Raw genomic sequence first — 12,866 nt, forward strand, 5'->3', positions numbered from 1 at the left:
TATTAGCTAATGGCTAATACCTTAACCCTTTCATTTACGAAAATGCGATTTCATGCTATAATAAAGCGTATTGACATCGATACAGAAAGTTAAACTAGAAAGAAAATAAAGTATTATGAACTTAACACCTTACATCGCATCTATTGAAAACTACCCTAAAGAAGGGATTACTTTCCGTGATATCTCACCTTTAATGGCTGATGGTAAAGCTTACAGCTACGCTATTAGAGAAATCTGCCAATATGCAGCCGATAAAGAGATTGACATGATTGTTGGTCCAGAAGCTCGTGGATTTATCATTGGTTGTCCAGTTGCAGTTGAGCTAGGAATTGGTTTTGCACCTGTCCGTAAACCAGGAAAATTACCACGTGAAGTTGTATCAGCTGATTATGAAAAAGAGTATGGCTTAGATACTTTAACCATGCATGCAGATGCCATCAAACCTGGTCAACGCGTCATGATTGTTGATGACTTATTAGCAACTGGCGGTACTGTTAAAGCCACTATTGAAATGGTTGAAAAACTTGGTGGTGTAGTTGCAGGTTGTGCATTCCTGATTGAATTAGATGGCTTAAATGGTCGTGAAGCATTAAAAGATATCGACTATAAAGTTCTTATGAATTTCCCAGGTTAAGCAAGAGTAATCACTAACAGAAAAGACTTACAATCAAGTCTTGATAGAGGTTTTATGACTTATTTGGATCATTACAAGTCAGGCAATTTGGTCTTACCAAGTGCCTTACTTTTTCATTATAAAGATATTTTTACCAGTACTGATGACTATTTAGTATGGCAATTTTTTTATCTACAAAACACAACTGGGCATGATAGTTTGGCTCCAAGTCAAATTGCTAATGCCTTAGGAAAAACTGTAGCTGAAATTAACCGGTCGATTTCTAACCTTAGCAATCAAGAACTTTTGGATATGAAAACCATTACGGTTGCTGATGAGATTGAAACCTTGATTGATGCCACTCCAGTCTTGCATAAATTGGATCTTTTAGTCGCAAAAGAGAATCAAAAAGACCAAAAAGCTCCAGAAAATGAGAACCGATTTAAAGCCTTGGTTTCTGATTTTGAACGGGAATTAGGTCGTTTTCTTAGTCCCTTTGAATTGGAAGACTTGGAAAAAACAATTTCGGAAGATAAGATGGACCTGGATTTGGTCCGCGAAGCTCTGAAAGAAGCTGTCTTTAATGGCAAGACTAACTGGAAATATATTCAAGCTATTCTGAGAAATTGGCGCAAAGAAGGCATCACTAATCTCTATCAAGTAGAGGAAAGAAAGCATGCGCGTGAGCAAAACAATCCTGCCAATGTCCAAGTTTCGGATGATTTTCTTTCAGCTATGAATTTATGGAGTGACTAATGAGAGTTGGACGCAAAAAATTAAAGCAAATCCTTGAAACAATTGCGGTCATGTTTCCGGAAGCCAAGGGAGAATTGGATTGGGAGCACCCATTTCAATTGCTGATTGCTGTCATTTTGTCGGCTCAAACGACTGATAAGGCCGTTAATAAAATTACCCCGCAACTTTGGCTCAAATACCCTAGGATTGAAGATTTGGCCAATGCTCAATTAAGCGATGTTGAAGATGCCTTAAGGACAATTGGTCTCTATAAAAACAAGGCTAAAAATATCATCAAAACGGCTCAAATAATTTTAAGTGATTTTGATGGACAGGTTCCTAAAACCCATGCGGAATTGGAAACTTTACCGGGCGTTGGACGTAAGACAGCAAATGTCGTCTTAGGTGAAATTTATGGCATTCCTTCCATTGCAGTAGATACCCATGTGTCGCGCGTGGCTAAACGCCTCAATATTTCAGCACCTGATGCTGATGTTACACAAATCGAAGCTGACTTGATGGCTAAAATTCCAAAAAAGGATTGGGTGATTACCCACCATCGTTTGATATTCTTCGGTCGCTACCATTGCTTGGCTAAGAATCCTAAATGTGCTACCTGCCCCTTGCAAGATTCCTGCCTCTACTACAAAGAAAACATCAAAAAGAAAGCCTAAAGGGCTTTCTTTTTGATATAATATTCTTAAAAATTTTATATTCTAATAGTTAATTCAAAAATAATAATTGAGTACTTTCATATTTAGATTGGGTCTAATTTTTTATTTTATCTATTTAATAATCTAATCGAATAGAAGTCTCAAAATAAATTTATTCTAAAGCAGTTTTTAATAAGAACTAACAAAGTAAGTATCATTATTTTATAAGTCTTAAATCATTATATTGCAAAGCTTACGAGTGAAACGAGTCAAACGGATACTTTACACCGTAGCAAAAATGTCAGAAACTTTGTGTTTCTGACATTCGGAAATCTTAAGACCTTAGGCTTAAGATTTAGGTATGGAATTCTGAAGGAAGTCGCTACCGTCCGAGCTACTTAAGTAAAGTATCATAAAAACTAATTTTTTCTGTCTAAGAAAGCCTAATGGGCTTTCTTTTGTTTAAGTCTTGAATTTGTTATAATAGAGCAAGTAAGACTAGAAAGATGAGATAATGGATACAATTTTATCAAAACGTCTGCAGATGGTTGCGGACTTTATTCCTAAAAAAAGTAAATTATTAGATGTTGGAAGTGATCATGCTTATTTGCCGATTGCCTTGGTTGAGGCTGGTCATATTGATGCGGCAATTGCCGGTGAAGTGGTCAAGGGACCTTTTGAATCGGCTCAAAAAAACATTGCGGCTTCTGGTCTTGATCAACAAATTGAAGCCCGTTTAGCTAGTGGCTTAGCTGCCACGACCTTAGAAGACGGCATCACAGCTATTTCCATTTGTGGAATGGGCGGTCGTCTGATTGCGGAGATTTTGGAGGCTGGCAAGGATAAATTAGAAGCGGTAGAAACGTTAACTCTGCAACCCAACAATCGCGAAGATGATCTGCGTCGTTGGCTTCGAGACAATGACTTTAGGATCCAAGCTGAGCAAATTCTCGAGGAAAACGGTAAATACTACGAAATTATTCAGGCTGTTCACGGCTCTGCCTTTTTAAGTGCCTTAGACTGTCGTTTTGGTCCATTTTTGCTGAAAGAAAAATCACCAATTTTTATCGCCAAATGGCAAAGAGAGTTAGACAAACTGCAGTATGCCTTGTCTTGTGTCCCGGAGGATAATCAACTGGACCGCTCAGCCATTTCCCAAAAAATCAAGACTATTGAGGAGATGATTTCATGAAAGCTCGTGACTTAATTGCAAAATATGAAGCCTTCTGCCCACCGGAATTGTCAATGGCTGGCGATGTGGTCGGCCTGCAAATTGGCTCTTTAGATAAGGAAATCAAGCGGGTCATGGTGACCTTGGATGTTCGCGAAGGAACAGTTGCAGAAGCCATTGCTGGCCAAGTTGATTTGATTATTACCAAGCACGCACCTATTTTTAAGGGCATAAAAGATTTGGTTGAAAGTCCGCAACGCAATATACTTTTGGATTTGGTTAAACATGATATTGCCGTTTATGTCAGTCATACCAATATTGATATCGTGCCAAATGGCTTGAATGACTGGTTCTGCCAACATTTAGATATTAAAGAGACTAAATACCTTTCTGAGACTCAACCTGGCTTTGGAATCGGTAGGGTAGGAACAATTGAGCCAACGACACTTGAAAACTTTGCTTTTAAAGTTAAAACTACTTTTAATTTGGACGCTATCCGTCTAGTACGTTATAATGATGAAAATCCGTTGATTAAACGTGTTGCTATTTGTGGTGGTTCGGGCGATGATTTCTATAAAGCTGCCTTAAAAGAAAAAGCTGATCTTTATATTACCGGCGATATCTATTATCATACGGCGCAAGAAATGCTGACGGAGGGGTTATACGCACTAGATCCTGGTCATCATATTGAAGTGCTCTTTATTGATAAAGTAGCACAACTGATTGAAGGCTGGAAAGAATTTGAAGGTTGGCCAATTTCTATTTTGCGTAGCCAAGCCTCAAGTAATCCTTTTAGTCACTTGTAAGAGGGGAAAGAGAAATGAATTGGTTGAGTCATCAAAGTCCAGTCTTCTTAGCCTTTTTGGCAGGACTTTTTACTTGGGGTTGTACCATTATTGGGGCAGCCATTGTCTTCTTTTTTAAAACAATCAGTCGTAAGTTATTGGATGTCATGATGGGATTTGCTGCTGGTGTTATGATTGCGGCCAGTTTTTGGTCCCTCTTAGCACCCTCCATTTCTTATGCAGAAAAATCCTATGGCCAATGGGCCTGGATTCCTGCTGCTATTGGTTTCATGGTAGGTGCCTTCTTTATTCGAAGTATTGATGCCATTGTCCCTCACTTGCACTTAGACAAGGAAATGGTTGATATGGAAGGGATTCAGCCCGAAAAGAAATTATCTAAAACAGCTCTTTTATTTTTAGCCATTACCATTCATAATATCCCTGAAGGTTTGGCGGTGGGTGTCACCTTTGGAGCACTTGGGCATTCTGGTTTTTCAAATTTGGCTTTATTTGGTGCCCTTAGCTTAGCAATAGGGATTGGTCTCCAAAATATCCCTGAAGGGGCAGCTTTGTCCATTCCTATTCGAGCAGATGGCAATAGTCGTCTTAAAGCCTTTTACTGGGGGTCTATGTCAGCCATAGTTGAACCAATTGGTGCAGTGGTTGGAGCAGCACTTGTTTTGATTATGATGCCTGTTTTACCTTACGCTTTGTCTTTTGCTGCTGGAGCAATGCTCTTTGTTGTGGTGGAAGAATTAATTCCCGAGTCGCAGACAAATGGTAATACCGACATTGCCACTATGGGCTTGATGCTAGGCTTCGTGATTATGATGATTATGGATGTTGCCTTAGGCTAAGGAGAAAAAAATGAAAATTGCTATTATCGGAGCAGGAATTGTCGGCTCAACGCTGGCTTTTTACCTGCATCAGAATGGTCTTGAAGATGTGACAATCTATGACTATGGGCAAGGCCAAGCTACAAAAGCAGCGGCTGGTATCATTTGTCCATGGTTTTCCAAAAGACGCAATCAGGCCTGGTATCAAATGGCCAATAAAGGAGCTGATTTTTACCAAAAATTAGTGTCAGATTTTAAAGCGCAAGGACAGTCGACGGATTTTTACCAGCAAAACGGTGTTTATTTACTCAAGAAAAATGACAGTAAATTAGAAGAGCTCTTTGAGATAGCTCAAGCTCGCTTGGAAAGCTCTCCGATTATTGGAGAATTGAGAATCTTTGAAAAAACAGAAGTTCTAGAAATTTTTCCAGGCTTAGAAGGTTTTGAGAGGGTACTATATGCTTCAGGCGCTGCACGGGTCGATGGTTCTGATCTCTGTCAAAGTCTCCTTGCCGCAACACCTTACCCGATTCTCAAGGAAAAAGTGTCTCTTAAGCTAAGTGAAGGCAAGTACCAGATAAAAGGACAGAGCTACGACCAGGTATTCTTAACCAGTGGTGCTTGGCTAGGACAAATTCTGAAGCCTTTAGGTTATCAGGTCGATATCCGTCCCCAAAAAGGACAACTCCTTGATTATCAGCTGCAATATTTAAATACAGATCAACTCCCTGTCGTTATGCCAGAAGGTGAAATCGATTTGATTCCTTTTTTTGCTGGAAAATTATCCATTGGAGCCAGCCATGAAAATGACAAAGGTTTTGACCTGACAGAAGATGAGCGGGTCTTGAGGACTCTGGCAGAATCAGCCCAGACCTATTATCCAGCCATAGCTGACAGCAAGCCTTCATCCGTTAGAATCGGAACACGAGCCTACACCAGTGACTTTTCACCCTTTTTTGGACAAGTACCTGGGCAAAAAGGCCTTTATGCAGCTAGTGGTTTAGGGTCATCAGGATTGACAATTGGACCACTTATTGCCTATGAATTGGTCAATCTCTTTTTGGGACAAGAGACCATCTTAAAGACATCAGATTACCCAATCGAAAACTATGTCTGGCAAGGCCTGAAGTGACATTGACTTAAAAAAGTGATAGAATAAAAAGGATTAAAGAATAGGAGATTATACATGAAAGGTATTATTCTTGCCGGAGGTTCAGGCACTCGCCTTTATCCATTAACTAGAGCAGCATCAAAACAGTTGATGCCAATTTATGACAAACCCATGATTTACTACCCTCTATCAACATTAATGTTGGCTGGGATTAAAGACATCCTCATTATCTCAACACCTCAAGATCTACCCCGTTTTGAAGACTTATTAGGAGACGGTTCAGAATTTGGGATTAAACTCTCTTACAAAGAACAACCAAGTCCAGATGGATTGGCTCAAGCCTTCATCATTGGTGAAGACTTTATCGGAGATGATCGCGTTGCCCTTATTTTAGGAGACAATATTTATCATGGCAATGGTCTGACAAAAATGCTTCAAAAGGCTGCTGCTAAAGAAAAAGGGGCAACTGTTTTTGGTTACCAAGTTAAGGACCCAGAACGCTTTGGTGTGGTTGAGTTTGACCAAGATATGAATGCCATCTCCATCGAAGAAAAACCTGCTGTACCAAAATCTAACTACGCCGTAACAGGTTTATATTTTTATGACAATGATGTCGTTGAAATTGCTAAAAACATTAAACCAAGTGACCGTGGTGAATTGGAAATTACCGATGTTAACAAAGCTTATCTAGACCGTGGTGACCTCTCTGTTGAATTAATGGGCCGTGGCTTTGCATGGCTTGATACTGGAACACATGAAAGTCTTCTTGAAGCAGCACAGTATATTGAAACTGTTCAACGTCTCCAAAATGCTCAAGTTGCTAACTTAGAAGAAATTGCCTACCGCATGGGTTACATCACTAAAGAAGACGTCCATAATCTTGCTCAATCATTGAAGAAAAATGAATATGGTCAATACCTTCTACGTTTGATTGGAGAAGCTTAATGTCTGAACAATTTTTTGAAAAAGAATTAGCCTGTCGTCCAATTGAAGCTATTCCAGGATTATTGGAATTTGATATTCCTGTTCATGGGGATAACCGTGGTTGGTTTAAAGAAAACTTCCAAAAAGCCAAAATGGTACCATTAGGTTTCCCTGAATCTTTCTTTGCGGAAGGTAAATTACAAAATAACGTGTCTTTCTCACGTCAACACGTTCTGCGTGGACTTCATGCAGAACCTTGGGATAAATACATCTCAGTTGCTGATGAAGGAAAAGTGTTAGGGTCGTGGGTTGACTTACGTGAAGGGGATAGCTTTGGTAATGTCTACCAAACAGTCATTGATGCTTCAAAAGGCATTTTTGTTCCTCGTGGCGTTGCAAATGGTTTCCAAGTTTTATCGGAAAAAGTATCATACAGCTACTTAGTTAATGACTATTGGGCTTTAGAATTAAAACCTAAATATGCCTTTGTTAACTATGCTGATCCAAGCCTTGCTATCAAGTGGGAAAACTTAGAGCAAGCAGAAGTTTCTGAAGCAGATAAGAACCATCCTTTCCTAAAAGATGTTAAACCCCTTAAAAAAGAAGATTTATAAGAGTTAATTTTAGACTTTGTTCTAAAATGAGGAGAAAAAAGATTCATGTCAGAATACAAAAATATTATTGTCACAGGTGGAGCAGGCTTTATCGGTTCTAACTTTGTGCATTATGTCTATAACAATCATCCTGAGGTTCATGTTACTGTCTTAGATAAATTAACCTATGCTGGTAATAAAGCAAATATTGAAGAACTACTCGGAGACCGTGTTGAATTAGTGGTTGGTGATATCGCTGATGCAGCCCTAGTTGATCTATTAGCAGCAAAAGCAGATGCTATTGTTCACTATGCGGCAGAAAGTCATAACGATAATTCCCTCAATGACCCAAGTCCATTCATCCATACTAACTTTATCGGAACCTACACTTTATTGGAAGCAGCGCGTAAGTACGACATTCGTTTCCACCACGTGTCGACTGATGAAGTATACGGAGACCTTCCTTTACGGGAAGATTTACCAGGGCATGGCGAAGGCGAAGGGGAAAAATTCACCGCTGAAACCAAATACAACCCATCATCACCATATTCTTCAACCAAAGCAGCATCAGACCTGATCGTTAAGGCATGGGTGCGTTCATTTGGTGTTAAAGCAACCCTTTCAAATTGCTCAAACAACTATGGACCATACCAACACATAGAGAAATTTATTCCCCGCCAAATCACCAATATTTTAGCTGGTATCAAACCTAAGCTTTATGGTGAAGGGAAAAATGTCAGAGACTGGATCCACACCAACGACCATTCAACAGGTGTTTGGGCTATCCTAACAAAAGGCCGCATCGGTGAAACTTACTTAATTGGGGCTGACGGTGAGAAAAACAATAAAGAAGTGCTAGAATTAATTCTTGAAAAAATGGGTCAACCAAAAGATGCTTATGACCATGTCACTGACCGTGCCGGCCACGACCTTCGTTATGCCATCGATTCAAGCAAATTACGTGACGAATTAGGTTGGACACCAGAATTCACTAATTTCGAATCAGGCTTAGAAGAAACCATCAATTGGTACACAGAAAACCAAGACTGGTGGAAATCCGAAAAAGAAGCAGTCGAAGCAAAATATGCACAAACCCAAGAAGTGATTAAATAATAAAAAGAGCCTAAGGGCTCTTTTTTCTTGATTATTTACCAAATAGGCCTTTAACTTGATCAAGGACTCCAGAAAGTCCTTCTGTACCGTCTAGTAAGCCTTTAGCTTCTTCAAAGTATGTTCCTAGATCATCTTTATTGGTTTCGATGAAGTCTTTAGCACCGGCTAAATCTTTGTTGGCGATAAGTTCTTTGACTTGATCAAATAGTTCTTGTGGGTTCATGTGAAATACCTCTTCTATTTTATAATCTTATTTAATCACACGGATTCCTAAATAGCAAACAATTTGATATTATTCTGGGAAATAAATACAAACAGCTTCTGGTAGGTAAAAATCCTTTGAAACTAGGCTTAGTTTGCCTGTTTCTGAATCCCTCTTAAAGATGGTAGCATTTGTGCTATCTTGGTGTCCCACAATCAGATAATTCTGGTCAGGACTGAGATTGAAATCTCGCGGATTCTTGCCATGGCAGGGAACAATCTCACGCAAACTTAACTGGGCATCCTTATTCACCGCAAAAACAGCAATAGAATCATGACCACGATTGCTGGCATAGAGGAACTTGCCGTCTTGACTAATCCGGATAGCAGCTGTAGCGTTGAAGTCCTTAAAATCCTCTGGCAAAGTCGAGATGGTTTGAAGTCGCTCAAAGTATCCGCAGCCATTATAAATTAAGACTTCCACAGTTGAATTGAGCTCACATAGAAGGTAGGCGATTTTCTGGTTGGGGTGGAAGACCAAGTGGCGAGGACCTGCACCAGAAATTGATTGATATTCAGTAATCAATTCCAATTTTCCTTGCTCAGAAATCGCAAAGCTTCTCACTTTGTCACTGCCTAAGTCGCAGGTAATCAAGTATCTATCTGGGCTGAGGCCAACAAAATGAGCATGGGCAGATTTTTGATTTTGGTGTGGACCAGTGCCTTTAAGTGGGACCAAATCAGCGAGTTTTATACCATCATTTTCTTCAATCTGGTAGGCGGTGATTTCTCCCTTGTGGTAGTTTGCTCCATAAAGTAATTGACGCTTTTCATCAATGGCTAGATGGCAGAGGGGCGCCCCTTCAAGGAGGACGCAATTAATAAGTTTTCCCTCAGCGTCGAAAGCAGCAATTCCCCCTTGATTGCCCTCTTTGCGAATGGCATAGAGATTGCCTTTTTGAGAGGTTACTAAATATGTAGGGGAATCTGTTTCAATAATATTTTTGAGGTCAGATAAGTGACCATTGCTTTGATTAAATTGTGCTTTATAGATGCCTTTTGAAAGGCCTTTGGTATAGGTACCAAAATAAATGTCTTTTTTCATGCTTTCTTTGCCTCCTGCTGATTTAATGATAGCATATTTTACGGTTCTTGGTATAATAGATACAAAGAAAATAAAGGATACAATAATGACAAAATTGGCAACAATCTGTTATATAGATAATGGAGAATCCTTATTACTTCTCCATCGCAATAAAAAAGACAATGATGTCCATGAAGGAAAATGGATATCGGTTGGTGGTAAATTGGAAGCAGGTGAAAGCCCTGACCAATGTGCTATCAGAGAAATTTATGAGGAAACTCATCTCAAAGTTGAAAAAATGGACTTCAAAGGGGTTATTACTTTCCCTGAATTTACGCCAGGCCATGACTGGTACACTTATGTCTTTAAGGTGACAGCCTTTAGTGGTCAATTAATTTCAGATGAAGAATCGCGAGAAGGAACTCTCGAATGGGTACCTTATGACCAAGTTCTGACTAAACCGACTTGGGAAGGCGATTACGACATCTTCAAATGGATTTTGGAAGACCGCCCATTTTTCTCAGCTAAATTCAGTTACGGACCAAATCATCAATTATTAGAGAAAGAAGTGACCTTTTATGGCTCAGAAAAGGGAACTGGAATAGAAAAGGGAGGACAAAATATTAATGAATAAAAAAATTGATCATCAGTTAGAAGAAAGTTGGTTTTACAAATGGATTCTCAACAATAAGGCCGTTGTAAGCTTACTTATTATCTTGCTGGTTTTTTGTATTATTTTTGTCTTTACGAAAATTTCCTTCTTATTTACTTCAGTTGCTGCTTTTTTGACAATCTTAATGTTACCCTTGGTCATCTCGACACTTCTTTATTATTTGACCAAACCATTGGTTGACCGTATTGAAGCCCTGGGACCTAACCGAACAGTTTCCATCTTTATTGTCTTCTCATTTATCTTATTGATGCTTATTTGGGCCTTTTCCGGTTTAATTCCAATGATTAGTCATCAAACAACGACATTTATTTCGGACCTTCCTAAATATGTTGAAACGGTCAATAAAGAGGCTAATAAACTTTTGGAAAATGATTGGTTGGTTAGCTACCGATCAGAATTGCAGAGCATGTTAAGCAATGTTAGCAAGAAAGCTTTAGATTATGCGGAAAGCTTTTCTAAAAATGCTCTTGATTGGGCTGGTACATTTGCTAGTGCCATCGCAAGAATTGCTGTTTCCATTATCATCTCACCTTTCATTGTCTTCTACTTCCTCCGAGATAGTGGCAAGATGAAAGATGGTCTAGTTAATGTGTTACCAACACGCCTAAGAATTCCTATTTCGCGTGTCCTTGGTGATATAAATAAACAATTATCAGGATATGTCCAAGGACAAGTAACAGTTGCCATCATCGTTGGTTTTATGTTCGCCATCTTGTTTAGCATGGTTGGACTGAAATATTCTGTTACTTTCGCCATCGTAGCAGGATTCTTGAATATGGTACCTTATTTAGGCTCTTTCTTAGCGATGGTGCCAGTTGTCATCATGGCCATGGTTCAAGGTCCTCTGATGTTAGTTAAGGTATTACTGGTCTTTACTGTCGAGCAAACCATTGAAGGGCGTTTTGTCACCCCATTAGTATTAGGTAATAAATTAAGTATTCATCCAATAACCATCATGTTCCTCTTATTAACATCAGGCGCTATGTTTGGCGTTTGGGGAGTCTTCTTAATCATTCCTATTTATGCTTCCTTGAAAGTTATCGTTAAAGAACTCTTTGATTGGTACAAATCTGTAAGTAATCTTTATGTTGATAACAAAATTATTGTGAAGGAGAAAAAAGACCGTGTTAAATAGTGAAAAAATGATAGCCTCTATTGATCAAGGCGATTTAGAGCATGCGGAAAAGTATTTTGAAAAAGCTTTGAAATATGATGATTCGGAAAGTCTCTTGGCTCTTGGTCAATACCTAGAAGGAATAGGTTTTTTACCCCATGCCAAACGCCTCTATTCTCAAATAGAATCAGACTATCCAGAAGTCAATTTAAACCTAGCACAGATAGTAGCAGAAGATGGCCTAATTGAAGAGGCCTTCCTCTATTTAGATAAGATTCCAACAGATAGTCCGGATTATCTCCATACCTTAATTATTATGGCTGATCTATATGATATGGAGGGCTTGACCGATGTTGCCCACGAAAAGTTATTAGAAGCGGAAAATTTAAGTGATGATCCGCTCATCATTTATGGTTTAGCAGAATTAGAAATGGATTTAGGTCAATTCCAGGAAGCCATAAACCATTACGCCCAATTGGATAATCGAGATTTTCTAGAAAGCACTGGTGTCTCAACCTATCAACGGATTGGACGTGCCTATGCTAGCTTGGGTAAATTTGAAGCTGCTCTCGAGTTTTTAGAAAAAGCTGTTGAGATTTCTTATGACGATGACACTGTCTATGAGTTAGCAACCATCTTATATGACCAAGAAGAGTATCAAAAAGCTAATCTATATTTCAAACAGCTAGAAGCCATGAATCCAGATTATGAAGGCTATGAATATGCCTATGCCCAAAGCCTTCATGAAGAACATAAAACAGCAGAAGCGCTACGCTTAACCCAACAAGCTATTCGGAAAAATGCTTATGACAGTCAACTTCTCCTTTTAGCTTCGCAATTGGCCTTTGAAGAACATGATGCTGACTTATCAGAGCAATACTTGTTAGAAGCAAAAGTGATGGCTGAAGATACCGAAGAAGTTATTATGCGTTTATCAAGCCTTTACCTGGACAGCCAACGCTATTGTGAATTAGTTGCCTTGGATAATGACCAATTAGACAATCTTCTTAGTAAGTGGAATATTGCTAAAGGTTATCAAGCTTTAGAAGAGGATGAAAAAGCAATGGCCATTTACCAAGAACTAGAAGCAGAACTAAAAGAAAATCCTGAATTCTTGCAGGATTATGCCTATATTTTAAGAGATTTTGGTCAAAGCGATAAGGCAGGACAAATGTGTCAGCTTTATTTAAATCTCGTACCAGATGATCTTAATATGCAAGAATTCTTAGAAGAACTCCAATGATTTTGCAAACGTTTTTT

The 12,866-nt window shown here is 39.0% G+C and carries 15 protein-coding genes; 13 read left to right on the forward strand and 2 right to left on the reverse strand.

The genetic code is table 11. The features are described from left to right. The first annotated feature begins 115 nt into the window (after positions 1-115). The 10 genes from A9Q68_RS01550 to rfbB all read left to right on the forward strand — a co-directional run bounded on the left by A9Q68_RS01550 (position 116) and on the right by rfbB (position 8,534). Positions 116-634 (forward strand): adenine phosphoribosyltransferase, encoded by a 519-nt coding sequence (locus A9Q68_RS01550; RefSeq protein ID WP_071792904.1) that lies wholly within the window; start codon positions 116-118, stop codon positions 632-634. 54 nt (positions 635-688) lie between these two features. Continuing rightward, entirely contained in the window at positions 689-1,369 is a 681-nt protein-coding gene (locus A9Q68_RS01555; protein ID WP_071792905.1) for a DnaD domain-containing protein, read from the forward strand. Next, positions 1,369-2,022: an endonuclease III gene (gene nth, locus A9Q68_RS01560; RefSeq protein ID WP_071792906.1), complete on the forward strand. Its 654-nt coding sequence runs from the start codon at positions 1,369-1,371 to the stop codon at positions 2,020-2,022. Before A9Q68_RS01555 ends, nth begins: the two co-directional genes overlap by 1 nt. 493 nt (positions 2,023-2,515) lie before the next feature. After that, positions 2,516-3,193 carry a tRNA (adenine(22)-N(1))-methyltransferase gene (locus tag A9Q68_RS01565; protein WP_071792907.1) on the forward strand — a complete coding sequence of 226 codons (678 nt, stop codon included), beginning with the start codon at positions 2,516-2,518 and terminating at the stop codon, positions 3,191-3,193. Continuing rightward, a complete protein-coding gene (locus A9Q68_RS01570; RefSeq protein ID WP_071792908.1) occupies positions 3,190-3,978 on the forward strand; it encodes a Nif3-like dinuclear metal center hexameric protein in 789 nt (262 codons plus the stop codon). The genes A9Q68_RS01565 and A9Q68_RS01570 overlap by 4 nt, the downstream gene beginning before the upstream one ends. Positions 3,979-3,992: 14 nt before the next feature. Continuing rightward, entirely contained in the window at positions 3,993-4,814 is an 822-nt protein-coding gene (locus A9Q68_RS01575) for a ZIP family metal transporter (protein ID WP_071792909.1), read from the forward strand. Between the two features lie 10 nt (positions 4,815-4,824). After that, positions 4,825-5,925, forward strand: coding sequence for an NAD(P)/FAD-dependent oxidoreductase (locus A9Q68_RS01580; RefSeq protein WP_071792910.1), 1,101 nt, complete (start codon positions 4,825-4,827; stop codon positions 5,923-5,925). 54 nt (positions 5,926-5,979) lie between these two features. Continuing rightward, the gene (rfbA, locus tag A9Q68_RS01585) at positions 5,980-6,849 is read left to right on the forward strand and encodes a glucose-1-phosphate thymidylyltransferase RfbA (protein WP_071792911.1); all 870 of its coding nucleotides are present in this window, start codon (positions 5,980-5,982) and stop codon (positions 6,847-6,849) included. Beyond that, positions 6,849-7,442: a dTDP-4-dehydrorhamnose 3,5-epimerase family protein gene (locus tag A9Q68_RS01590; protein ID WP_071792912.1), complete on the forward strand. Its 594-nt coding sequence runs from the start codon at positions 6,849-6,851 to the stop codon at positions 7,440-7,442. The genes rfbA and A9Q68_RS01590 overlap by 1 nt, the downstream gene beginning before the upstream one ends. Before the next feature lie 45 nt (positions 7,443-7,487). Beyond that, complete coding sequence (gene rfbB, locus A9Q68_RS01595) at positions 7,488-8,534, forward strand: dTDP-glucose 4,6-dehydratase (protein ID WP_071792913.1); 1,047 nt, start codon at positions 7,488-7,490, stop codon at positions 8,532-8,534. A 31-nt stretch (positions 8,535-8,565) separates the two neighbouring features. Here rfbB and A9Q68_RS01600 read toward each other — a convergent pair whose 3' ends face one another. Further along, positions 8,566-8,757, reverse strand: a complete 192-nt coding sequence (locus A9Q68_RS01600; protein ID WP_071792914.1) for a hypothetical protein — start codon at positions 8,755-8,757, stop codon at positions 8,566-8,568. A 69-nt stretch (positions 8,758-8,826) separates the two neighbouring features. Then, the gene (locus A9Q68_RS01605) at positions 8,827-9,840 is read right to left on the reverse strand and encodes a lactonase family protein (RefSeq protein WP_071792915.1); all 1,014 of its coding nucleotides are present in this window, start codon (positions 9,838-9,840) and stop codon (positions 8,827-8,829) included. Positions 9,841-9,925: 85 nt separating this feature from the next. Here A9Q68_RS01605 and A9Q68_RS01610 point away from each other — a divergent pair, with 85 nt between their 5' ends. From A9Q68_RS01610 to A9Q68_RS01620, 3 genes are read left to right on the forward strand one after another with little or no spacing between them, the layout of a single operon-like run. Then, a complete protein-coding gene (locus A9Q68_RS01610; RefSeq protein WP_071792916.1) occupies positions 9,926-10,453 on the forward strand; it encodes an NUDIX hydrolase in 528 nt (175 codons plus the stop codon). Then, the gene (locus A9Q68_RS01615; protein WP_071792917.1) at positions 10,446-11,627 is read left to right on the forward strand and encodes an AI-2E family transporter; all 1,182 of its coding nucleotides are present in this window, start codon (positions 10,446-10,448) and stop codon (positions 11,625-11,627) included. Before A9Q68_RS01610 ends, A9Q68_RS01615 begins: the two co-directional genes overlap by 8 nt. Further along, positions 11,617-12,849, forward strand: coding sequence for a tetratricopeptide repeat protein (locus A9Q68_RS01620; RefSeq protein ID WP_071792918.1), 1,233 nt, complete (start codon positions 11,617-11,619; stop codon positions 12,847-12,849). The genes A9Q68_RS01615 and A9Q68_RS01620 overlap by 11 nt, the downstream gene beginning before the upstream one ends. Positions 12,850-12,866: the final 17 nt, after the last annotated feature.

The organism is Streptococcus bovimastitidis (genome assembly GCF_001885095.1).
Taxonomy (GTDB): Bacteria; Bacillota; Bacilli; order Lactobacillales; family Streptococcaceae; genus Streptococcus; species Streptococcus bovimastitidis.